This is a genomic window from Glutamicibacter halophytocola, from assembly GCF_001302565.1.
Taxonomy (GTDB): Bacteria; Actinomycetota; Actinomycetes; order Actinomycetales; family Micrococcaceae; genus Glutamicibacter; species Glutamicibacter halophytocola.
Genome location: NZ_CP012750.1, coordinates 2,065,478 through 2,087,800, shown reverse-complemented (window position 1 = coordinate 2,087,800; position 22,323 = coordinate 2,065,478). Strand labels below are relative to the sequence as shown.

18 protein-coding genes are annotated in these 22,323 nt (G+C 60.5%); 11 read left to right on the top strand and 7 right to left on the bottom strand.

The window, feature by feature from the left end; translation table 11 throughout:
• Positions 1–54: 54 nt before the first annotated feature.
• Complete coding sequence (gene valS, locus AOZ07_RS09585; RefSeq protein WP_060701797.1) at positions 55–2,673, bottom strand: valine--tRNA ligase; 2,619 nt, start codon at positions 2,671–2,673, stop codon at positions 55–57.
• Between the two features lie 244 nt (positions 2,674–2,917).
• Here valS and AOZ07_RS09580 point away from each other — a divergent pair, with 244 nt between their 5' ends.
• The 11 genes from AOZ07_RS09580 to AOZ07_RS09530 all read left to right on the top strand — a co-directional run bounded on the left by AOZ07_RS09580 (position 2,918) and on the right by AOZ07_RS09530 (position 14,074).
• Positions 2,918–3,682 carry an SDR family oxidoreductase gene (locus tag AOZ07_RS09580; RefSeq protein ID WP_060701796.1) on the top strand — a complete coding sequence of 255 codons (765 nt, stop codon included), beginning with the start codon at positions 2,918–2,920 and terminating at the stop codon, positions 3,680–3,682.
• Between the two features lie 33 nt (positions 3,683–3,715).
• Positions 3,716–4,456, top strand: coding sequence for a sirohydrochlorin chelatase (locus tag AOZ07_RS09575; RefSeq protein WP_060701795.1), 741 nt, complete (start codon positions 3,716–3,718; stop codon positions 4,454–4,456).
• A gap of 67 nt (positions 4,457–4,523) precedes the next feature.
• A complete protein-coding gene (locus AOZ07_RS09570) occupies positions 4,524–6,224 on the top strand; it encodes a nitrite/sulfite reductase (RefSeq protein ID WP_060701794.1) in 1,701 nt (566 codons plus the stop codon).
• Positions 6,221–6,943 carry a phosphoadenylyl-sulfate reductase gene (locus AOZ07_RS09565; RefSeq protein WP_060701793.1) on the top strand — a complete coding sequence of 241 codons (723 nt, stop codon included), beginning with the start codon at positions 6,221–6,223 and terminating at the stop codon, positions 6,941–6,943. The genes AOZ07_RS09570 and AOZ07_RS09565 overlap by 4 nt, the downstream gene beginning before the upstream one ends.
• Positions 6,944–6,953: 10 nt before the next feature.
• A complete protein-coding gene (gene cysD / locus AOZ07_RS09560) occupies positions 6,954–7,877 on the top strand; it encodes a sulfate adenylyltransferase subunit CysD (RefSeq protein WP_060701792.1) in 924 nt (307 codons plus the stop codon).
• A gap of 1 nt (position 7,878) precedes the next feature.
• Positions 7,879–9,174 carry a sulfate adenylyltransferase subunit 1 gene (locus AOZ07_RS09555; RefSeq protein WP_236995161.1) on the top strand — a complete coding sequence of 432 codons (1,296 nt, stop codon included), beginning with the start codon at positions 7,879–7,881 and terminating at the stop codon, positions 9,172–9,174.
• Positions 9,161–10,258: an ABC transporter substrate-binding protein gene (locus tag AOZ07_RS09550; protein WP_060701790.1), complete on the top strand. Its 1,098-nt coding sequence runs from the start codon at positions 9,161–9,163 to the stop codon at positions 10,256–10,258. Before AOZ07_RS09555 ends, AOZ07_RS09550 begins: the two co-directional genes overlap by 14 nt.
• Entirely contained in the window at positions 10,258–11,001 is a 744-nt protein-coding gene (locus AOZ07_RS09545; RefSeq protein WP_060701789.1) for an ABC transporter ATP-binding protein, read from the top strand. The genes AOZ07_RS09550 and AOZ07_RS09545 overlap by 1 nt, the downstream gene beginning before the upstream one ends.
• Complete coding sequence (locus AOZ07_RS09540; protein ID WP_060701788.1) at positions 10,973–11,830, top strand: ABC transporter permease; 858 nt, start codon at positions 10,973–10,975, stop codon at positions 11,828–11,830. The genes AOZ07_RS09545 and AOZ07_RS09540 overlap by 29 nt, the downstream gene beginning before the upstream one ends.
• On the top strand, positions 11,823–12,602 hold the full coding sequence (gene cobA / locus AOZ07_RS09535; protein ID WP_060701787.1) for a uroporphyrinogen-III C-methyltransferase: 780 nt from the start codon (positions 11,823–11,825) through the stop codon (positions 12,600–12,602). The genes AOZ07_RS09540 and cobA overlap by 8 nt, the downstream gene beginning before the upstream one ends.
• A gap of 17 nt (positions 12,603–12,619) precedes the next feature.
• A complete protein-coding gene (locus tag AOZ07_RS09530) occupies positions 12,620–14,074 on the top strand; it encodes an FAD-dependent oxidoreductase (protein WP_060701786.1) in 1,455 nt (484 codons plus the stop codon).
• Positions 14,075–14,161: 87 nt separating this feature from the next.
• Here the strand turns inward: AOZ07_RS09530 and AOZ07_RS09525 are convergent, their stop codons facing one another.
• The 6 genes from AOZ07_RS09525 to helR all read right to left on the bottom strand — a co-directional run bounded on the left by AOZ07_RS09525 (position 14,162) and on the right by helR (position 22,255).
• Positions 14,162–15,397: an exonuclease domain-containing protein gene (locus AOZ07_RS09525; protein WP_060701785.1), complete on the bottom strand. Its 1,236-nt coding sequence runs from the start codon at positions 15,395–15,397 to the stop codon at positions 14,162–14,164.
• A gap of 153 nt (positions 15,398–15,550) precedes the next feature.
• Entirely contained in the window at positions 15,551–15,997 is a 447-nt protein-coding gene (locus AOZ07_RS09520) for a DUF2871 domain-containing protein (protein ID WP_060701784.1), read from the bottom strand.
• On the bottom strand, positions 15,990–18,092 hold the full coding sequence (locus tag AOZ07_RS09515; RefSeq protein ID WP_060701783.1) for an MMPL family transporter: 2,103 nt from the start codon (positions 18,090–18,092) through the stop codon (positions 15,990–15,992). Before AOZ07_RS09515 ends, AOZ07_RS09520 begins: the two co-directional genes overlap by 8 nt.
• 111 nt (positions 18,093–18,203) lie before the next feature.
• Positions 18,204–18,821 (bottom strand): response regulator, encoded by a 618-nt coding sequence (locus tag AOZ07_RS09510; protein ID WP_060701782.1) that lies wholly within the window; start codon positions 18,819–18,821, stop codon positions 18,204–18,206.
• Entirely contained in the window at positions 18,818–20,065 is a 1,248-nt protein-coding gene (locus tag AOZ07_RS09505; RefSeq protein ID WP_075972470.1) for a sensor histidine kinase, read from the bottom strand. The genes AOZ07_RS09510 and AOZ07_RS09505 overlap by 4 nt, the downstream gene beginning before the upstream one ends.
• Before the next feature lie 30 nt (positions 20,066–20,095).
• Positions 20,096–22,255: an RNA polymerase recycling motor ATPase HelR gene (helR, locus tag AOZ07_RS09500; RefSeq protein WP_060701780.1), complete on the bottom strand. Its 2,160-nt coding sequence runs from the start codon at positions 22,253–22,255 to the stop codon at positions 20,096–20,098.
• Positions 22,256–22,323 lie beyond the last annotated feature (68 nt).

Below are 22,323 nucleotides of genomic sequence, written 5' to 3'. Positions count from 1 at the left end.
ACGCATTGGGCGGCCATTCCAAGAGGAATGGCCGCCCAATGCGTTTACTTGAAACTAGGCTTCTTCAGCAGGTGCCAACTCAACGTTGGTTACCGTGAGCTCGCCTTCTGCTTCAACCAGTGTCAATTCGCGTGCGTTGGCTGCGGACTTCAGGTCCTCGAAACCAGCGCGCAACTGAGCTACCTGCGCCGGGGATGCGTGGATTTCGCCCGACAGCACCTCGGTGCGCTGCTTGACCTTCGCATCGGACTTGGCCTTGCGGATGCCCGAAAGGGCTTCGCCAACCAGCGGGAGAACCGCAGGATCGGCGCCCTCGACGGCGCTGGCCAAGTGATCGGTGCCCGGCCACTGGGTCAGGTGCACCGAGCCGGTGCGCCACCAGCCCCAGACCTCTTCGGTGGCGAAGGGCAGGAACGGCGCGAACAGGCGGAGGACCGAATCCAGCGTCGTAGCCAACGCAGCCAGGACGCTGGCCTGCTCGGCCTCGCCATGGCCGCCGTACGCACGGTCCTTGACCAGTTCCACGTAATCATCGGTGAACGACCAGAAGAACGACTCGGTGATATCCAAAGCGCGCGCGTAATCGTAGTTGTCGAAGGCGCGCTTGGCGTCCTCGATCACGGTGAACAGGCGTGCCAGCAGTGAACGATCCAGACCGTTGGTGACAACCGAAGCATCGTCAGTCAAGACGTTGGCCTCGGTGGCGCCCAAATTCAGCACGAACTTCGAAGCATTCAGAATCTTGATGGCCAGGCGGCGGCCAATCTTCATCTGGTTGATTTCGTACGCGGTATCGGCACCCAGCTTGGCGCTGGCTGCCCAATAGCGTACGGCGTCGGCGCCGAACTTCTCCAGCACCTCGTTGGGAACCACGACGTTGCCCTTGGACTTCGACATCTTCTTGCGGTCCGGATCCAGGATCCAGCCCGAAATCGCTGCGTGCTTCCACGGGGCGCTGGCGTGCAGGGAATCTGCGCGGACGGCGGTGGAGAACAGCCAGGTGCGGATGATGTCGTGGCCCTGCGGGCGCAGGTCGAACGGGTAGACCTTCGAGAAGAACTCGTCATCGCGGCCCCAGCGGCCCGCGATCTGCGGAGTCAGCGAACTGGTGGCCCAGGTGTCCAAGACGTCGGCGTCGCCGATGAAGCCATTAGCGGTGCCACGCTGATTCTCGGTGTAGCCGGTTGGCGCATCCGCGGCCGGATCAACCGGAAGCTGCTCGATGGCCGGCAGGATCGGCGCGTCGTAGTTCGGCTCGCCGTGCTCGTCGACCTGGTACCACACGGGTACCGGGACGCCGAAGAAGCGCTGGCGGGAGACCAACCAGTCGCCGTTCAAGCCCGATACCCAGTTCTCGTAGCGCGAGCGCATGAACGAAGGATGGAAGTCGATTTCCTTGCCGCGGGCAATCATCTGGTCGCGGCGCTCTTCATCGCGGCCACCATTGCGGATGTACCACTGGCGGGAAGTCACGATTTCCAGGGGCTTGTCGCCCTTTTCGAAGAAGTTCACCGGACGCGAGATCTTCTTCGGTTCTCCGTCAAGCAGGCCCGCGTCGGTCAGCAGCTCGACCATGGTTTCCTTGGCGGAGAACACCATCTTGCCGGCGATCTGGGCGTAGGATTCCTTGCCGGCCTCGGTGGTGATCCACTCCGGGGTCTCGGCCAGGATGCGGCCGTCGCGCCCGATGATGGGACGGGTTGGCAGCTGCAGTTCGCGCCACCAGGTCACGTCGGTCAAGTCGCCGAAAGTGCACACCATGGCGATGCCCGAACCCTTGTCGGCCTGGGCCAGCGGGTGCGGGTGCACGGTGACCGGGACGCCGAAGAGCGGGGAGGTGACGGTCTTGCCGAACAGGTGCTGGTAGCGTTCGTCATCCGGGTGGGCCACCAGTGCGGCGCAGGCCGCCAGCAGCTCCGGACGGGTGGTCTCGATGAAGACCTGCTCGCCGTTCTCGGCGTTGAAGCCATAGCGGTAGTACGCGCCGGGCATTTCGCGGTCTTCGAGCTCGGCCTGGGCCACGGCGGTGCGGAAGGTGACATCCCACAAGGTCGGAGCCTCGGACATGTAGGCATCGCCCTTGGCCAGATTCTCCAGGAAGGCACGCTGGGACGCAGCGCGGGAGTTGTCGTCAATGGTGCGGTAGGTCATCCGCCAGTCAACGGACAGGCCCAGGGTGGTGAACAGCTGCTCGAAGACCTTTTCGTCCTCGACGGCCAGCTCCTCGCACACCTCGATGAAGTTCTTGCGGCTGATAACGTCCCAGTCGCGCTGGTTCTTGGCCGGCTTTTCCGGTGGACGGTAGCCTTCAATGTACGGCTTGGCCGGGTCGCAGCGCACCCCGAAGTAGTTCTGCACGCGGCGTTCGGTCGGCAAGCCGTTGTCATCCCAGCCCAGTGGATAGAAAACGTTCTTGCCGCTCATGCGCTGGTAGCGGGCCAACACGTCGGTCTGCGTGTAGGAGAACATGTGTCCTACGTGCAGGGACCCGGACGCCGTTGGCGGGGGAGTGTCGATGGAGTACACGGACTCGCGAGTCGTGTCCTCGTTGAAGTGATAGGTGCCCTCGGTGCGCCACCGGGACGAAAGACGTTCTTCCAAGCCTTCCAAAGCGGGCTTGTCAGGAACGGAAACCGTTGCGGGCGTGTCTGTGCCCAAGTTTTCTTCTGCCATAGCCTTATTCTTTCATGTTTTGCACAGCGACAATGCATTGTTTCCCATGGCCTGCGCCACGATGCCGCCAAAGGCGGATGAAAACGCATTTTGGCCGCATCCCGGGCAGAAAGCAGAGGTCAACGGCCACAGCACCTGGCCGCCTGCTATTTGCTCATACAGCAGCTGGGATCTCGAGGTCCTGAAACGTAAGAGAAATTCACGCCTTACCAGCTGGCAATGAAGTAGCCATAGAGTTGTAGGTATGACTAACACAGAATTTCAAGCGCCTCGTTCCGCCGTTGTCACCGGCGCTTCTAGCGGTATTGGCCAAGCCACCGTTCGAGCCCTGCGCAATCAAGGATGGACCGTTTTCGCTGTCGCGCGCCGTGCGGATCGACTGGAAGCTCTTGCCCAGCAGACGGGTGCGATTTCCGTCCCTGCGGATGTCAGCGTCCAGACCGATGTAGAGGTATTGGCCAAGACCGTTGAAGCCGCAGGAGGCATCGATACACTGATCAATTGCGCCGGTGGCGCACGAGGCACCGAATACTGGGCCGATGCCATTGACGAGGACTGGGAATTCATGTGGCAGGCCAATGTCATGGGAACGATGCGGCTCACGCGCGCCCTGCTGCCACAGTTGCGCCAGGCCCGGGGCACGGTCCTGAACGTGACCTCGACAGCAGCGCTAGCAAGCTACGAAGGCGGCAGTGGATACAACGCCGCCAAGGCGGCCGAGCGTGCCATGACCCAGGCTTTGCGTTTGGAAGAAGTGGAAAACGGCTTGCGAGTCATCGAGATCCTCCCTGGCCTGGTGCAAACCGAGGAATTCGCGCTGCGGCGCCTTGGCAGCCAAAGCGCGGCAGACAGTGTCTATGCCGGGGTTGACAATCCGTTGACGGCCGAAGATGTCGCCGAAGTGATTCGCTACGCCGTCAGCGCTCCAGCCCACGTTAATCTCGACGAGATCGTCATCCGGCCCCAGGCGCAAGCCGCCAACCACAAGCTAATCCGCAACGCCAAATAATCGTTGCGCAACCCACCGTTGAGGATTTATTCAATGAGCCAAAAAACCCAGCGCACGATTCACGTAATTGCAACATCGCACGGAACGGACAATGCCAACGGCCAACAGCTGATCCACGATTTGCGAGCCCAGCTCGAAGAGCTGGGCAAGGACCAGATTCCAGCCTCGCTGGTTTGGCACGAGGCCTACGTGGATGTGCAGCAGCCGTCGTTGGATGACGTGGTGGCGGGACTGCCGGATACGGAACCAGCAGTGGTTCTGCCGCTGCTGGTTTCAGATGGCGTGCACACCACCCTCGACATCGCCAAGGCCGTGGATTCCCGAGAAAATACTGTGTCGGCTGGCCCGCTGGGACCGATGCCCGAGCTTGCCCAGGTCCTCGCGGACCGGGCTGAAGAGCATCTCGACGGTGACCCAATGGTCGTCCTGGCCGCTGCGGGCACCCGGCTTGAAATCGGCCAACGCCAAGTCCGCGACCTCGCCGGGCAAATTTCGCGCATCCTAGACCGTGACGTGCCTTTTGGCTATTGCGCCGGAGCAAAACCACAGATCTCAGAAGTTGTTGAAGGCGCGTTAAAGCGTCCGGTAATTGTTCTGAGTTCCTTGCTGGCCGACGGATACTTCCAGTACAAGCTCGCTAGCACGGGAGCAGATGTGGTGACAAGGCCTCTTTTACCTGACGTAACGATTGCGCAATGTTTCCTCGTGCGTCTCCAAGAGACGCTAAAACAGGCCGGTTATGTGTCGCCAAATGACGAAGTTCTAACTCAGTAGGCAACCAGCGGTCATGTGACTACTTGCGTTTGCCGTCCCCCTGGGGTGGGTTTCTACGCTGGATTACATGACGCAGACAACCACACCCGCTCGTCCTAAGAGGGCGGCAAAGCCCAATGGCCAATGGAAAATCGACGGCCCTGCGCCGTTGAACGCCAACGAAGAAATGAAGGCCGCGGATAACGGCCTGAACGTGCGCCAGCGCATCGAGGAAATCTACTCGAAGCAGGGCTTCGATTCCATTGACCCAGAGGACCTGCACGGGCGCTTCCGCTGGTGGGGCCTCTACACCCAGCGTGCCCAGGGGATCCCGGGCGGCAAGACTGCGACGCTGACCCCCGAAGAACTTGAAGACCGCTACTTCATGCTGCGCGTGCGCATCGACGGTGGTGCGCTGACCACTGAGCAGCTGCGCGTCATCGGCCAGATCTCCACCGAGTTTGCCCGCGACACCGCGGATTTGACGGACCGCCAGAACGTCCAGCTCCACTGGATCGACGTTGTCGACGTGCCTGAGATCTGGCAGCGGCTGGAAGCCGTGGGCCTGCACACCACCGAGGCCTGCGGCGACGTTCCCCGCGTGATCCTCGGTTCGCCGGTAGCTGGCATCAGCAAGGACGAGATCATCGATCCGACCCCGGTGATCGCCGAAATTTCCCGCCGCTACATCGGCAAGCCGGAATTCGCGAACCTGCCACGCAAGTTCAAGACCGCGATCACCGGCCACCCCAGCCAGGATGTCGTGCACGAAATCAATGACATCGCCCTGATCGGCACCGTCCACCCGGAACTTGGCCCCGGATACGACCTCTGGGTGGGTGGCGGCTTGTCCGCCAGCCCGCGGCTGGGCGAGCGTCTCGGCGCCTTCGTCACCGAAGAGCAAGCGCCAGATGTCTGGGAAGGCATTGTCTCGATTTTCCGCGATTACGGCTTCCGACGCCTGCGCAACCGTGCGCGCCTGAAGTTCCTGCTGGCCGAATGGGGCACCGAGAAAATGCGCCAGGTGCTGCAGGACGAATACCTGGGCTATGAGCTGCCCGACGGCCCGTTGCCTGTCCAGCCGACCGAGGCCGGGGACCACAGCGGAGTGAACGAGCAGAAGGACGGCAAGTTCTACATCGGGCTGACTGCTCCAGCAGGGCGAGTCTCGGGCACCTCGCTGACCGCTCTGGCTGATCTGGCTGAGGCACACGGATCCACCCGGCTGCGCACCACCCCGCACCAGAAGATCATTGCGCTGGACATCGCCGAAGACCAGGTCAAGGGCTTTGTCGGTGCGGCCCGCAGCCTGGGGCTGGAAGCGTACCCGAGCCTCTTCAAGCGTTCGGCGATCGCCTGCACCGGTATCGAATTCTGCAAGCTGGCGATCGTGGATACCAAGGACACCATGATCGACGCCGTGGCAAAAATCGAAGATCGCCTGGCCGACCATGAGGGCAAGCTGCCGCGCCAGCTGTCGCTGCACGTGAATGGCTGCCCGAACTCGTGTGCCCGCATCCAGACCGCCGACTTGGGCTTCAAGGGCCAGCTGATCACCAATGAGCAAGGTGAACAGGTTTCCGGCTTCCAGGTGCACCTGGGCGGGACCCTGGCCGGTTTCGAAAATGGCGAAGCGGCCCTGGGCCGCACGGTCCGCGGCCTGAAAGTCGCTGCCGATGAACTCCCCGAATATGTAGAACGCGTTGTCAAGAACTACTCGGCTTCCGCCACAGAAGGCGAGTCTTTCGCCGCCTGGGCCCACCGAGCCGAAGAGGATGAACTGAAATGAGCCAGCAGACCCCTAACCGCACCCGCAGCGAAGCAGAACTGCGCGAAATCGCACGGCTCGGAGCTGAAGAGCTGGCGTGGGATGCCAGCGCCGCGGAGGTTGTCGCCTTTGCCGCCAAGCACTTTGACGCCAGCGAAGTAGCCGTGGCCTGCTCCATGGCTGATGCGGTGCTTCCGCAAGTCGTTGCCGAGCAGCTTCCGAAGGTCGATGTTCTCTTCCTCGACACCGGCTACCACTTTGTCGAAACCCGCAGCACCCGCGATGAGGTGGCCCGCGTCCTGGACGTGAACATTGTCGATGTCCTTCCCGAGCTCACCGTGGCCGAACAGGATGCAAAATATGGCAAGGATCTTTTTGCCAGCAATCCGGCGCAGTGCTGCCAGATGCGCAAGGTGGACCCGCTGGCCAAGTCCCTGGGCGGATACAGTGCCTGGTTCACCGGGGTCCGCCGCGACGAGGCTCCCACGCGAACCAATACTCCGCTGGTGGCTTTTGACGAAAAGAACGGGCTGGTCAAGTTCAACCCCTTGGCACCGTGGAGCTTTGACGAGCTGATCGACTACGCCACCGACAAGCAGGTCCCCGTGAACCTGTTGCTGTCCAACGGCTACCCATCCATCGGTTGCGAACCGTGCACCCGGCCCGTTACCGAGGGCGAAGATCCTCGTGCTGGCCGATGGGCCGGGCTGAACAAGACCGAATGCGGCATCCACATCTAAGGAGCAAGCCATGACCATTACCGCTAACGCCCCCACCGGCACCCAGCGCAGCGTACTGGACGCCCTGGAAGCTGAATCCATCCACATCATCCGTGAAGTCCTCGCCGAATTCGAGAAGCCAGGTCTGCTCTTCTCCGGCGGCAAGGACTCCGTGGTGGTCCTGCACCTGCTGGCAAAGGCCGTCGCTCCACTGCGCGTGCCGATCCCGGTGGTGCATATCGACACCGGCCACAACTTTGCCGAAGTCCTGAACTTCCGCGATTCGGTAGTTGAAAAGTACGGGCTGAACCTTGTGGTCGGCTCCGTGCAGGAGTACATCGACCGCGGCGAGCTGACCGAGCTGCCAGATGGCACCCGCAACCGCCTGCAGACCCGTGTCCTGCTGGACACCATCGAAAACAACGGTTTCGATGTCGTCTTCGGCGGCGCCCGCCGCGACGAGGACAAGGCCCGCGCCAAGGAGCGCATCCTGTCGCTGCGCGACGAATTCGGCGTCTGGGATCCGCGCAACCAGCGCCCGGAAATCTGGAGCCTGTACAACGGCCGCCACGAGCCGGACTGGCATGTGCGCGCCTTCCCGATTTCCAACTGGACCGAACGCGATATCTGGGCCTACATCCAGCGCGAAAACATCGAGCTGCCATCGATCTACTTTGCGCATTGCCGCCAGGTCTTTGAACGGGACGGCATGTGGCGGGCGCTGACCCCGGTGAGCCAGCCCAATGATGACGAGCCGGTGATCATCAAGCAGGTGCGCTACCGCACCGTGGGCGACGCCAGCTGCACCGGAGCTGTGCTCTCGGCCGCCGACACCGTAGGCAAGGTGCTCGACGAACTGGCCATCGCCACCGTCACCGAACGCGGGGCTACCCGCGCCGATGACCGCATTTCCGCCGCGGGAATGGAAGACCGCAAGACCGAAGGGTACTTCTAAAATGACCACCACACTATTGCGTATCGCTACTGCAGGGTCGGTAGACGACGGCAAGTCCACTTTGGTTGGCCGGCTCTTGCACGATGCCAAGGCGATCCTTGCCGATTCCCTGGATGACATTGCCCGCACCAGCGCCGAGCGGGGCTTCGGCGGGTCCGATGGCACCTTGGACCTGGCCCTGGTGACCGATGGCCTGCGCGCCGAACGCGAGCAGGGCATCACCATCGACGTGGCCTACCGCTACTTCTCCACCGACAAGCGTTCCTTCATCCTCGCGGACTGCCCTGGGCACGTTCAGTACACCCGCAATACTGTCACCGGCGCCTCCACTGCGGATGTTGCCATCGTGCTGGTGGACGCCCGCAATGGCGTCCTTGAGCAGACCCGCCGCCACCTTGGCGTGCTCGCCTTGCTGCGCGTTCCCAACCTGGTTGTGGCAGTGAACAAGATGGATCTGATTGGGTGGGATGAGCAGGCCTTTGGCGCCATTGAAGCCGAAGTCCTGTCGCTGGCTGCGGAGCTGGGCCTCCAGTCAACCACTGTTATCCCGGTCTCTGCGCTGCAGGGCGATAATGTGGTTGAACCATCCCAGGCGGCTCCGTGGTATGCCGGACCCACCCTGCTGGGCCTGCTCGAAGAACTGGAACCGAAACTCGGCAGCGGCACCGCACGCCTGGATGTCCAGTACGTCATTCGCCCGCAGGGCGCCCTCGCTCCAGGCCTGGATCCGGAAGCCTACCGCGATTACCGCGGATATGCCGGAACCCTGGTCGACGGCACCTTGAACGTGGGGGATGCCGTGCAGGTGCTCTCCAACGGCCAGCCAGCAGCCAGCCGGGTCAAGGCCATCAGCACCCCTGCCGGTCCAGCCCAGAGCGCTCAAGGCGGCGAGGCGGTTGTTGTCGAGCTGGAATCGGACGTGGACATTGCCCGCGGCGACACCATCGTGGCCGGTGAACTGCCTGCGGCACAGCGCGAATTCCAGGCGAACATCTGCGTCTTGGATCCGGTAAAGCTCACCAGCGGCCAGCGACTGCTGATCAAGCATGGAACCAAGGTAGCCGCAGCCAAGCTGTCGACCATTGATTACGTGATCAACGTGGCCGACTATTCGCAGCAGCCAGCCGAATCCCTGGAACTCAACGACCTGGGCCGGATCACCCTGCGCAGCCAAGCCGCCTTGGCAATTGAACAGTACGCCTCCTCGCGTACCGGCGGCAGCTTCTTGCTGATCGATCCAACCACGGGTCGAACGCTGGCCGCGGGGATCATCGAGGAAAAACATGAAGCGGCCTGAAACTGCTGAACCGGCAAGGCATGGCAATCGTGTGCGCTTGACGGCCCATGGTCCCGAGGCGGGCTACGGCGGCAGGTTTCTTGGGCTTGCAGGCGTAGGGGTGCTCGCTGCCCTGGCAGTGGTCACGGCCTTGTTACCCGGGCCCAGCGACGAGCAGGCGCAAGCTGCGGATCTTGGACCCGCAGCCGAACTGAAGGTCGGCTACTTCGCGAACCTGACGCATGCTCCAGCCCTGATTGCCCAATCCGAAGGAATTCTTCAGGACGCGGTGCAAGAAGACGGAACCAAGGTGCAGAGCCAGGTTTTTAATGCAGGACCCGCAGCAGTGGAAGCCCTGAACTCCGGTGCCATTGACGCGGCATACCTGGGGCCAAACCCGGCGTTGAACAGCTACCTCTCCAGCCACGGCGAATCATTGCGGGTGGTATCTGGCGTAGCCTACGGCGGTGCCAGCCTCGTGGTGAACGACCAGATCAACAGCCCAGGGCAACTGGCTGGCAGCAACCTGGCTAGCCCGCAGTTTGGCGGCACCCAGGACGTGGCGTTGCGAAATTACCTCAACGGGCTAGAGCTGAACCAGGACGCAACCGTCACACCGAGTTCCAATGGCACGGTGGCCCAGCTATTTGGCCGCGGAGAAATCGATGGCGCTTGGCTTCCTGAGCCTTATGCGTCGCTGCTGGTGGAAAAGTACGACGGCCATCGCCTGGTCAATGAGTCGCAGCTGTGGCCTGACGGAAAATTCCCGACGACAGTTTTGGCTGTTTCCCAGGACTTCCTGGCAAGCCATCCGGAAACAGTCCAGAAATTGGTGGATGCCAATACAGAGGCAATCAGCTGGTTGAACCACGCGGATGAAAAGCAAAAGCTCGAGGCCGTGCAATCCGCTTTGGTGAAGGCCAATGGAAGTTCGTTTGATGAGTCAGTGATCGCTTCTGCGCTGAAACAGATTTCATTCAGCGAAGATCCATTGCCTGAAACCTACCAAACGCTGGTGGACCATGCCGCCGCTGTTGGAGTTGGCTCCACGGGTGATGCACAAGGGCTTGTCGACACTCGCTTTCTCAACCAACAGGAGCGGTAATGGGAGTTCTACTCAATGAAGTATCGCTGAGCTATCCTGGCACGGGGCTGGTCATTGACCGGCTCAGCGCTGAAATTGAAGATGGCGAATTCATTGCAGTTCTCGGCGCCTCCGGATGCGGGAAATCCTCCTTGCTGAATATGATCGCCGGCTTGCTGGCGCCGAGTTCTGGATGGCTGGAAGTACCTGAAGACGGGGCCGCCTTCATGTTCCAGGACGCAAACTTGTTGCCTTGGCTCACTGCCAGCCAAAACGTCGACTTGGCCTTGAAGCTTGCCGGTTACCCGGTAGAGAAGCGGCCAGCACGAGTTGAAGAATTGCTGGATCTTGTTCAGCTGGGGCACGCCAGCAGCAAAAAGCCCCACGAGCTATCCGGCGGCATGCGCCAGCGGGTAGCCCTGGCCAGGGCTCTGGCACAGGACCGGCAGGTCTTGCTGATGGATGAGCCTTTCGCGGCGCTGGATGCCATTACCCGCGACATGCTCCATGAACAGCTGCGCGCCTTGTGGGAGCAAACGGGAAAGACGATCATCTTCGTTACGCACAATGTGCGCGAGGCAATTCGGCTGTCCGGACGGATCCTGGTGCTCTCTTCGCATCCGGGACGAATTCTGGAAACCCGCCGGATCACCGACGAATTACGCCAGGACCCGGCCCAAGCGGCCGCACTGGCAGATGAACTAACCACGATTTTGAGAAAGGAGCAGCGGAAGCATGAGCTCACTGACCGAGTCTCCAACTGAGTTGAAGCCATTGCAGCATTCAAAGCTGCGCCAGCGCAGCCGCCTGGACGCAGTGGTCGCACCGTTGCTCACCGTGGTGGTACTGATTAGCTTGTGGCAGATCATTTCCTGGGCCAGCCCGCTGCGCGAGGATCTCTTCCCGGGCCCGCTGGCTGTCGCCCAGAAGCTTCCACAGCTGCTCTCCGACGGATCGCTGCTTTCAGCGGTGGGCACATCGCTATTCCGTGCCATTAGCGGATTCGCTATCGCGGTGGTCGTTGCGACCCCTGTGGCGTTGCTCCTGGCCCATCAGCCTTTGCTGCGCAAAGGTGTCGGCCCGCTGGTATCGGCGATGCAGGTATTGCCATCCATCGCGTGGGTTCCAGCGGCAATCATCCTCTTCGGATTGAGCGACGCAACCATTTACACGGTTTTGCTGCTCGGCGCGATCCCGTCCATCATCAACGGGCTGCTCGCCGGAATCGACATGATCCCGGCACAGTACAAGGCGTTGTCCAAGGTGCTTGGCGCCTCCAAATGGGAACATGTCATGCACATTGAGCTGCCAGCTGCCATGCCAGGCTATGTTGCAGGATTGCGCCAAGGGTGGGCCTTCGCCTGGCGCTCGCTGATGGCGGCCGAATTGATCGCGGTGGGCGGCTCGCTGGCCCTCGGCGTAGGCTCGCTGTTGCAGCGTGGACGCGACCTGGCAGATCTGCCATTGGTCATGCTGGTGATCCTGACCATCCTGCTGGTTGGCGTGCTGATCGAATTAGTATTCTTTGCTCCGATTGAACGCAAGCTTTTGCGTGATCGCGGCATGAGCCGAACTGGAGACAACAATGGCTAAAGGACATATCACCCTCATTGGCGGTGGCCCCGGTGATCCAGAATTGATTACCGTCGCCGGCTACAAAGCGCTTTTGTCCGCCGATGTGGTTTTGGCTGACCGGCTTGGCCCCACCGCATTGCTTGCCGACTTGTCCGATGACGTCCTGGTGATCAACGTGGGCAAGTCGCCTGGCTGCCACGTGAAGACCCAGGATGAGACCAACGAGCTTTTGGTCAAGCACGCGCTTGAAGGAAAGCACGTGGTCCGGCTTAAAGGCGGAGACCCCTTTGTCTTGGGCCGTGGCGGGGAAGAGATGCTCTACGCCGCCGAATACGGGATTTCCACGCGCGTGATTCCCGGAATCACCAGCGCCATTTCGGTTCCCGGCGCTGCCGGCATCCCGGTGACGCACCGTGGAATCGCTGCAGGATTCACCGTGGTGAGCGGCCATGCCGAACTGGCCGATGTGCCGATTCGCTCCGATCACACCCTTGCGGTGCTGATGGGAGTATCAAATTTGGCACTAATTGTTGAGACATTGCTTACCCGAGGTTTGCCGTCAAGTACGCCAATTGCGATAGTTGAGCGAGGTTACTCACAGACGCAGCGCACAACTATCGGTACGCTAGAAGAGATTGTAGTGCGCGCCCGCAAGGCCGCAGTGGCGAATCCGGCCGTCATCGTCATCGGTGATGTCGTTCGGCTAGCCCCGGAAGCCTCCGACCAACTGGTAGACCTCCTGCCGCTAGAGAACGCCGATGCCACCGAGCCGGCCTCATTCGTTGACTAAGAAAGAGAAGTTGTTTGATGAGTGAAATTATCGTCCCTGATCACCTGGCCTCCCGGGCACTGCGCGTGGCCATCGTTGGCGCCGGTCCTGCAGGCATCTACGCAGCAGACCTGCTGAACAAGAGCCAGCCAGTTTCCAGCGGTCAACTGAAACTGCACGTCGACCTCTTCGATGAGCTGCCCACCCCTTTCGGCCTGATCCGCTACGGCGTATCCCCGGATCACCCGCGCATCAAGGGCATTATCAACGCGCTGCACAAGGTGCTCGACAATGACTGGATCAATTTCTACGGCAATGTCGGCCTGGGCCGAGACATCAGCCTCGACGACCTGCACGCACGCTACGATGCAGTGATCATCTCCACCGGCGCCCAGAAAGACGCCGACCTGAACATCCCGGGCATCGACTACGAAGGCTCCTTCGGCGGCGCTGACTTCGTTTCCTGGTATGACGCGCACCCGGATGCAGACAAGAACTGGGACCTGTCGGCCAAGGAAGTTGCTGTTATCGGCAACGGCAACGTGGCCCTCGACGTCGCTCGCATTCTCTCCAAGCACGCTGACCAGCTGCTGGAGACCGAAATCCCAGAGCACATCTACCAGCAGCTGAACGACTCGGCCGTCACCGACGTCCACGTCTTCGGCCGCCGCGGACCAGCCCAGGTGAAGTTCACCCCTCTGGAACTGCGCGAACTGTCGCACTCCAAGGATGTAGACATCGTGCTGTACCCGGAGGACTTCGAATTCGACAAGGCTTCGGACGAAGCCATGAAGACCAATAACCAGACCAAGACCATGGTCTCGACCTTGACCAACTGGCTCATTGAGCAGGAAGAACGCGAAGAGGCACCAAGTGCTTCACGCCGCCTGCACCTGCACTTCCTGCAGTCGCCCGTCGAGGTTCTCGGTGAAGACGGCAAGGTCACCGGCCTGAAGGTGGAACGCAACGAATTGGACGGCAACGGCGGTGCCCGCGGCACCGGCGAGTTCGTCGAATACCCGCTGCAGGCCATCTACCGCGCCGTAGGCTACTTCGGCTCGGCCGTTGACGACATTGAGTACGACGGCGCCAAGGGTGTACTGCCAAACATCGAAGGCCGTGTTCTTGACGCTGCCGGAACCCACGTTCCGGGCCTCTACGCGACTGGCTGGATCAAGCGTGGCCCAATCGGCCTGATCGGCCACACCAAGGGCGACGCCTTGGAGACCATCACCCACCTGCTTGAGGACCTGACCCAGCTGGCTGAGCCTGAATCCTCGCAGCAGATCGCAGAGCTGCTTGAAAGCCGCGGTGTGGACTTCTCGGATTGGGATGGCTGGAAGACACTGGATGAACGCGAGAAGGAACTCGGCGCAGCCGAAGGCACCGTCTCCACTCGCTTCGGTGACATCACCCGTGACCGAATCAAGGTTGTCGAGCGCGAGGCCATGATGGAATTCTCTCGCGCAAAAAAATTAGCTGAGAGCCTGTAAGTCTCACCCCAGGCTCTGAACCTCAATGGCGGTGGCTGCTGGCAATAATTTGCTGGCAGCCACCGCCATTGGTGTATTCGGCTGTGCTCAGAGCAGCACGTTCCACAGGTAGTCTTCGCCTACGATCGGTATGCCGTAGTCTCGTGCCTTCTTGGCTTTTCCAGACAGAGAATCGGGATCGGCTGCCACCAGCAGCGCCACCTTCTTGGTGACAGCGCGATGCGGAGTGAACCCCGCCCGGGCGAGCTGCTCCTCGATATCGCTCCGAGCGCGTGACATGTCGCCCGTGAGCACGACCAGGGAGCCGGGCGGAACCTCGTGGCTGTTTGCAGGAGCAGCGCCTTTCGGCAGATACTGTGCAACTGCTGGGGCAATTTTCGCTTCGTTGATTTTTTGTGCAGGCAATCCCAACAGGGCGAGGACCTTGGAAAGATCAGCAATTTCGTCGTCTGCCAGAACACCGTCTGCCCAAGCAGCAGCAACCAGCTGCTGGAAGTAGTGCTCGTGAAGGGCCAAAGCGGCCTTCTTGTCCAGGCCGATATCCGAAGCTGTCTGCAGCAGCTGGGCTTCCTCGTGCGCAGAGAGATAGCGATCCATGAGCGCCAGATCCAATATGGCTAGATAATTCTCTTCTGTCTCGGTGCCGGAGAATTCAGGAAGCGTTGCCGCAAGCTTGTCCAGGAAATGGCCCGCAGGCTTGTCCGTTGACCGTGAACGAACAACCGCCGGAACACGAAGCGCCGGCACATTATCAAACCAGCGGTTGTCCGCGGCAGCATGCAGCCGGTGGTCCCAATCTGGTTCGTCTGGATCCAATTCCATGTATCGGGAAAGCAAAACTGCGGTTGCCGATGCATCGCCGAACGCACTGTGCGCTTGCTGCAAATCAATACCAAATGAATCGCAGCAATCCTGGAGCGAACGCCCGGCTCCTTGCAGATATCGATGGGACAAGCGCATGGTGCATAAGCCCTGGGATAAGAAGTCCCCGGGAACAGGAGCGCCTGCCTTGCGGAACTCGGCATCCAAGAAACGCGCGTCAAAGGATAGGTTGTGTCCTACGAGTACAGTGCCGGACAAGCGCCAATGAAGTTCTTCGGCCAGTTGGCCAAAGGTCGGCGCGTCGAGAAGATCACGGCTCTGGATTCCATGAATCGCCTGCTTCCCAAGATCTCGCTGTGGATTGACCACGGTTTCCCAGGAGCCTACGACTTCTCCTGCGCGGTTCATCGTCACAATAGCGATTTCTGCGATCCGGTCATTGCCGCCGGGAAACAACCCAGTGGTTTCGGTATCGACGATGGAGAATAGCTCGCGGCTCATTTACCTGCTCCTGACGAAAAAGTTGTTGCGTCAATCTATAACAGCCTGATCGTGAAGATGCACTACTTTTCTTCAACGTGCGCATTCGGCATCCGTGCTGCCCAGACCCTGTCGGCCTGGGCAGCACGGATGCCGGGCGCAGAGCAGCAAGGGCTATCGGCCTGCGAATGGCACCTTGTCGTCGTGGCTTTGTGTTCTAACGCTGCGGCGAAGCATGATGAACAGCAAGATCATGCCTGCAGTGATCGACATGTGGCCAAGACCGGCGACGCCCGAAATCATCTTGGAAGACTCCATGCCTAGTACGGTCATAGAGCCGTGGGTGAGCTGCATTCCCGCGGTCAGGATTACTCCTGCGTTGTAGGTGCCCATGAACCAGGCAAAGAGCTTGCGGTGCTTGCTTAGCCCGAAGGACTTCTCCAGCAGCAATACCAGCAGCAGCATGATGAAGCCCAGAACCAGCAGGTGAGTGTGCACCACCGAAAGCTGGGTCCACTGTCCCTCGGGGAAGCCATTGATCTTGGTGAATTCGCGGTAGAAAAGACCTGAAGCAACGCCGAGGAGCATGTAGGCGAAGGAGAAATTAACGAGATTACGCATCGATTTTGCTTTCTTTCTGAATGGCTGGTTGTGCAAAAGACTTGGCGAGCGGGGAAGCTTTGCCAAAGATTGGATGCTTTCCTGAGCCCAGGACAGCGAAGAGCGCGGGCAGCATCAGTGTTCGAACCACGAAAGTATCGAGCAGGACGCCGAGCCCGACTATCAAGCCCAGCTGGCCCAGAACCGTCAGCGGCAAGGTTGCCAGGGCCGCGAACACGCCAGCCAACACGAGTCCGGCACTGGTAATGACTGATCCCGTGCGGCTAGCAGCCATGACGACCGCCTCACGCAGATCCAGTGCCTGTGCGTCTTGGCGCACACGCTGCGTCAGGAATATCGTGTAGTCCACGCCAAGGGCTACCAGGAAGACGAAGGCCAAGAGCGGCACTTGGACATCCAGTGCGTCAGCCTCGAAGACTATCGAGGAAACCAGGGAGCCGAGGCCAACAGCAGCGGCAGCGCTGAGCAGATTTGCCAACCCCAAGGCCAAGGCGGTGCGCCACGAGCGGGTGAGCCAGCCGAGCATCACGAAGCAGATGGCCATGATTAGCGGGGCAACGAGGTACAAGTCGCGCAAGTGCATCTGGTGGGAATCCAGCTGTTCGGCGCTCTGCCCGCCCACCAGCACCTGTCCTCTGCCGATTGCTGCCGCGGTATCTCGCAGATCTTCCACCAGATCCTGGGCGTGGGCGGAGCTGGGATCTACAGCCGGAATGACGGTGAACTGCTGCCACGCGGTCTTCCCGAGCTGATGGACCTCGCCCACACGCTTGACGTTCGCGACGCTTGAGAGATCATGGCGCAGTACCTCGGTATCGATGTCTTGCGCCAATACCGTGATCGGCTGTGTTTCACCGGCGGGGAAGTGCTCAGCGAGAGTCTGCATGGCGTTGGTTGATTCGGTGGCCGTGCGGAACTGCTGGGCCTGGTCCAAGCCAATGCGCGTCCCGGTCAGCGCACCGGCAAGAACCAGGAGCAAAACCGCCAGCGCCGCGAGGTTCAGTCCCGGGCGGTTCATCACAGAACGAGCGGCACGACCGAAGAAGTTTTCCTTCTTGGCTTCCTGATCTGGACGAGGAATCAAAGGCCAGAAGGCATTGCGGCCGCACATGGCCAAGACCGGAGGCAGGAGGAATAGCGCGAAGACCGCAGCGATCAGCAAGCCAGCGGCGCAAACGATACCCAAACCGCGGGTATCTTCCATGGCAGCCAGCCCCAGAGTGAGCAGCGCCAAAACCACGGTCAGGTTGGAAGTCAGGATGGCTTCAAAGCTGGATGCCCACGCCCTGGATAGCGCCTGGCGATGATCGGCGCTTTTGTGCAGCTCATCGCGATAGCGGGAGATCAGGAGCAAGGCGTAATTGGTGCCCGCGCCGAAGACCAAAACGCTGAGCACCCCGGAGTCGAAGTGCAGATCGAAGGCGTTGCCCAGCAAATTGGCTACCAGCGAGGCGCTGCGATCGGCGATGGCAATCACGACCAGCGGGATCAGCCAGAGCACCGGCGAACGGTAGGTGAGGATCAGCAGGACTGCCACGATGCCGACGGTCACGGCCAGCAGGGTGAAATCAGCCCCCGCGAAGGCATTGGTGATGTCCACCGCGAATGCGGTGGAACCTGTGACCTGCAGCGCCATCCCATCGGCGCGATGGTCCTGGACCCAGTCGCGGATCTCGCTGAGCTTCTCACGATCGGCCTGATCTGAGACCGTGCCCCAGGTCAGCGGAACCATCGCTGCCTGCTGGTCCTCGCTGGCCAAGGTGCGTCCTGCGGTGACCCCGACGTCGTGGCTCAGTGCCGTGCTGCGCTGGTCCAGGGACGCCATGTCGGCGTTGCCCAAGACCTGGCCATCGGGGCGGTTGGCCACCAGCAGGGCCGAGCTCTGAGAATCGGTGGTGTTGGCCTCCAGCAGTTCGGCGACCTGCGCCGAATCCGAGCCGTCGACCAGGGAACTGGCCGAACGGGCGGGAGCCTGGATGCTGCTCAGGGCTCCGAAGAGCACCAGGATCACTGCAAAAACTGCGGCGGCCCACATGCGGGCACCGCGGCGGCTGGTCAGCGAATCGCCGACCCGGGAGATAACTGGAACTTTCATAGTTCCAGTCAACGAGAATTTACGGGTTCAGCCATCGTGGAATGAGGTGAATAAAAGATCAACCGAAAGGTTGAGAGCACCTCTGGCGTGTCGGCCACACGATAATCGACGCTACAGCAAACCGGCCTCGCGGGCTTTATTAATTGCGTCGGTCCGTGTCCTCGCCTGAAGCTTGTCGAAAATGTGCACCAAGTGCGTTTTGACCGTCGCTTCAGAGACAAACAAGGACTTGGCGATTTGCTTGTTGCCGGCCCCGGTTGCCAGCTGCACGAGAACATCGCGCTCTCGTGCGGTCAGCTCCGCTTTGGGCCGGCGCATGCCTTCAACCACACGGCGGGTCATTTCCGGGGCCAGAACCATGAGACCCGCGGCAGCTTGGCGCAAGGACTCGACGATGGTTTGGGCGCTGACGTCCTTGAGCAGGTAACCGCAGGCGCCGGCCTCAATGCACGCCAGAATCTCCGCATCCTTGTCAAAAGTAGTCAAGATCAGCACCTGTGGCGCGCGGGGCAGCCGTCTGATGCTTGCCGTTGTCTGGGCGCCATTCATCCCTGAACCCAGTCTCAGGTCACAGAGCACAACGTCAATTTGCTGATCTTTGGCGAATTCAACGGCTTCTTCTCCGGTGGAAACTTCGCCCACGACCTGGATATCGCCGTAATTTTCGAAAAGCGCTCTCAACCCGGTGCGAACAATCGGGTGATCGTCCACCAACAGGATGCGGATCATGGTTTGTCCTTTAGTACCCGAAGAGGCAGATGGGCGCACAAGGCGGTGCCGTCTCCAGCAGCGCTTTCCACTTCCAGTCCGCCGCCAAGTTCAATGAGGCGTCGGTTCATCGCCGTGAGGCCAAAGCCTCCCACCTGCGTATTTGGCAATAGCCGGCCGGCCGGGGGAGTGAAGCCAATACCGTCATCCACGATATCCAGGCGTACCTCGTCATCGCTGAAACTCAAGCTCACGACGACCTTTGTGGCTTGCGCATGCCGGCGAACATTGGACAGCGCCGACTGGGCGGTCCTCAACAGGGCAATTTGAACACTGGGGTCCAACAGCGGCAATCCAGGCTCAATATCCAAAGCGGATTCAACACCGGAGTCGCTGCTGAAGTTCTCAAGGACGCGAGAAAGGGCTCCGGCGAGCGCCTGCGAATCAAGTTCAGCAGGTGCCAGGGCGGCAATGATTCTGCGCAGGTCGTTGAGTGCCTGCGCGGAGAGCTGGTCGATTCGTTGCAGCGCCTCTTGCGCCGCACCGGCGTTGCTGGCGCCCGTGGCGGCCTTGGCATGCAAGCCGATGGACGATAGCTGCTGGGCGATAGTGTCGTGGATTTCCCGGGCTAGGCGTGTGCGCTCGGCCGCGATTCCTGCTTCATGCTGGGACCGGGCCAAATCCTCTTGGAGCGCGGCCATTTCCTGTTGGGCTCTCATCAATGAATTGACCAAGGACGTGCGTTCTTGGGCGTCCCGCTCCATCTGCAGGTAGCCTCGCGAAATGCCCCAGGCAAAAAGGCCTCCGACCAATGGACCGGCTGCGGACGCAAGGCTGAGCTGTGCGTGGTGCAGGTAGGGTGCGAGCAAGGTAAAGGCATAAACCACGACGGACCACAGCACTGAAGACAGGAATGGCAGCTGGTGTCCTATGAGCAGCCAAAGGCTGAAGGCTAGCCACATGAATTCAGCCGAAATCAAGAGGCTTGCTATCCAGATTCCCAGCAGGAGCGCCAACCACCACGTGGGTTTGGGGAAGATCCTGTTCTTGGCATGCGGGATGAATCCTGCGCTGTACCAGGCGGCGAAGAGCAGCGAGATGAGAATTGCCGGCAGCGCATTGTCTTGCGCCGAAACTTGTCGCAGCAGCGCGATGACAAGCAGGATGGCCGTCACCAGATGCTGTCCCCAGCGCAGCACCCTTGGCGAGGCCAAGGAGTGCTGCTGATTCTGGGTCTGAACCGATCGTGGCTCCGTAGTACTCATGGATGCCAGCCTACCTAAAGGGTACGTTGCCTATTGCTCGGTAAGCACCACCAGTTGAGCTGTTGCCCGGGTCATGGCCACGTACCTGCGGACAGCGCCGCCCAAGCCTGTTCCGAAGGACTGTGGCTGGCAGACGAGTACCAGGTCGAATTCCAGCCCCTTGGCGTTCTCCGGCGATAGCACGCTGACCCTGCTGGGCGCACGGAAGTCAGGGGCACCGATGACGGCTGCCGTGCCCTGGGCATTCTCGGCCAGCCAATGATCCAGAATTGTTCCGAGTTCTGTGGGCCGGGCGTACTTTACTGGCGCACCGTCTAGGCGCAATGATCGCGGCACGTTCGCTTCTGGCATGTGGGCCAGGATCTGCTCTGCGGCAGCTTCCATGATCTGCGCGGTACCTCGGTAGTTGACGTGTAGCGGGGATACGGTGATGTCGCGAATGCCAACCTGGGCCAGCCGCTGTTCCCATGTCATCCTGAAGCCGTCGACGGCCTGGGCCCTGTCGCCCACAATGGTCAGGCTTCCTGAGGGGCAGCGCCTTTGGATCATCGCCCACTGGGCATCGGTCAAATCTTGCGCTTCATCGATGATGACATGTGAAAAAGGTCCACTGTAGCCGCCTGAGGCCACATGGCTCTCCAGGCCCTGGGCAAGCAGTCGCTCCTGAAGGTCTTGGTGCATGAGCTGGGACGACAGGTCTTCCTTGTCGTCAGCCGAAGCCATCAGGTCATCAATCACGTTTTTCCACCGCTTGCGCTCGGCAGCTATGCGCGATTGCTCATCGAGATGTTTCGATTCGCTGTGCGGGTCGCCAATGAGGAAGCGGGCAAGGTCAATCAGGGGGATATCTGATGCGGTCCATGCCCCGGCTGCCGGATTTGCCAGCAGCTTTTCAATTTCTTCACTGCCGAGTTCTCGGCCGCTATAGCGGAGCAGCGCTGGCGTCGAATACAGGGCCTTGAGCAGATTGAGCGGATCCAACACGGGCCAGTGCTCATCTAGCAACCCGTTCAGCGCTGTACTTCGCGCCAACTCTGCGCGCAGCAGCGGCTCATCGTCATCGGCACTGGCAACTTGGGGAAGCAGCTGGTCTATGAGGGCTTCGCGCAATTGGATGCGTGCTTCATTGTGCGGGGTATCGTGATCAATCATGGCAGCGGCATCGCGCCACAGCTGCGATGTCACGGTGGCTTGAGCTTCTGCAAGGTCGATGAGCACGTCGGCGGAAGGCGGTTCTTCAAAGACCAGCACTGCCCGCTTGATTGTGTCCAGCATTGACAAGCTGGATTTTATGCGGTGGACTTCTTGGTCCGGTTCCACAAGCACGCCATCGCCATTCGAAACTATATTCGAAAGCGTTGAAATGAGCACTTCGTCCTCACCGAGATTCGGAAGAATGTCAGAGACATAGGCGGAATAGGCTTCATGCGGGCTGACCACCAAAATTCTGCCACCTTGGCTGCGAAGCCGCGGATCCGCGTACAGCAAATAAGCTGCGCGATGCAGGGCAACCACCGTCTTGCCGGTACCAGGTCCTCCATCCACGACCAAGGCGCCTTGCGAGCCGCTTCGGATGATTGCATCTTGATCCGACTGGATGGTGGAAAGCACGTCCTGCATTTTTGGTGAACGCTTGCTGCCAAGGGACGCAAGAAATGATGAGTGGTCATCCAAGCGGGCATGGGAAGCCAGCTGGGAAGAATCGAACACTTCGTCCCAATAGTCGGAAATGCGTTGCCGGCGCCAACGATAGCGACGGCGTATCGCCAGGCCGTAATTCTTTTCGTGCGTCGCAGCGAAAAACGGTTCTGCTGCCGGGGCGCGCCAATCAATCATCAGCTGCTTGCCGTGTTCATCGCTCAAGCCCAGGCGGCCCACGTAGAGGCGCTCGCCGGTCTCAGCCAGTTCCATGAATCCCAAGCAGGCGTATGGGCCCATGCGATCTAGCTGGCGCAACCGCCGAGCCAATTCACCGAGTTCGACATCGCGTTCAAGGGATTGCTGCAGAATGCCGGCCTGGTCTTTTCCTCGTGCGGCGATGCGCTCGATCAATTCGGCACGGAGCTGCTCAATCCGCGCTGCGATTTCGCAGAGCCGTTGCTGGTCTTGTTCGGTATTAGCAGGGCTCTCTGATGATGGACTTGGCTGGACGGCATCGAAGTAGCTGGTATTTGAGGTTTTGGCAGGCACGCGGGCTCCCTGAAGTGGCTGGCTTTCGTGGCGAAGATATCGATTATGGACCATATGCGGGGCCTTGC

What these genes read in the sequence shown, in the direction of transcription:
- cysD (WP_060701792.1), top strand. Translation starts at nt 6,954, where the DNA reads ATGACCATTACCGCTAACGCCCCCACCGGCACCCAGCGCAGCGTACTG.
- AOZ07_RS09530 (WP_060701786.1), top strand. Translation starts at nt 12,620, where the DNA reads ATGAGTGAAATTATCGTCCCTGATCACCTGGCCTCCCGGGCACTGCGC.
- valS (WP_060701797.1), bottom strand. Translation starts at nt 2,673, where the DNA reads ATGGCAGAAGAAAACTTGGGCACAGACACGCCCGCAACGGTTTCCGTT.
- AOZ07_RS09555 (WP_236995161.1), top strand. Translation starts at nt 7,879, where the DNA reads ATGACCACCACACTATTGCGTATCGCTACTGCAGGGTCGGTAGACGAC.
- AOZ07_RS09520 (WP_060701784.1), bottom strand. Translation starts at nt 15,997, where the DNA reads ATGCGTAATCTCGTTAATTTCTCCTTCGCCTACATGCTCCTCGGCGTT.
- AOZ07_RS09565 (WP_060701793.1), top strand. Translation starts at nt 6,221, where the DNA reads ATGAGCCAGCAGACCCCTAACCGCACCCGCAGCGAAGCAGAACTGCGC.
- AOZ07_RS09570 (WP_060701794.1), top strand. Translation starts at nt 4,524, where the DNA reads ATGACGCAGACAACCACACCCGCTCGTCCTAAGAGGGCGGCAAAGCCC.
- AOZ07_RS09510 (WP_060701782.1), bottom strand. Translation starts at nt 18,821, where the DNA reads ATGATCCGCATCCTGTTGGTGGACGATCACCCGATTGTTCGCACCGGG.
- AOZ07_RS09545 (WP_060701789.1), top strand. Translation starts at nt 10,258, where the DNA reads ATGGGAGTTCTACTCAATGAAGTATCGCTGAGCTATCCTGGCACGGGG.
- AOZ07_RS09515 (WP_060701783.1), bottom strand. Translation starts at nt 18,092, where the DNA reads ATGAAAGTTCCAGTTATCTCCCGGGTCGGCGATTCGCTGACCAGCCGC.
- AOZ07_RS09575 (WP_060701795.1), top strand. Translation starts at nt 3,716, where the DNA reads ATGAGCCAAAAAACCCAGCGCACGATTCACGTAATTGCAACATCGCAC.
- AOZ07_RS09505 (WP_075972470.1), bottom strand. Translation starts at nt 20,065, where the DNA reads ATGAGTACTACGGAGCCACGATCGGTTCAGACCCAGAATCAGCAGCAC.
- AOZ07_RS09550 (WP_060701790.1), top strand. Translation starts at nt 9,161, where the DNA reads ATGAAGCGGCCTGAAACTGCTGAACCGGCAAGGCATGGCAATCGTGTG.
- cobA (WP_060701787.1), top strand. Translation starts at nt 11,823, where the DNA reads ATGGCTAAAGGACATATCACCCTCATTGGCGGTGGCCCCGGTGATCCA.
- AOZ07_RS09540 (WP_060701788.1), top strand. Translation starts at nt 10,973, where the DNA reads ATGAGCTCACTGACCGAGTCTCCAACTGAGTTGAAGCCATTGCAGCAT.
- AOZ07_RS09580 (WP_060701796.1), top strand. Translation starts at nt 2,918, where the DNA reads ATGACTAACACAGAATTTCAAGCGCCTCGTTCCGCCGTTGTCACCGGC.
- AOZ07_RS09525 (WP_060701785.1), bottom strand. Translation starts at nt 15,397, where the DNA reads ATGAGCCGCGAGCTATTCTCCATCGTCGATACCGAAACCACTGGGTTG.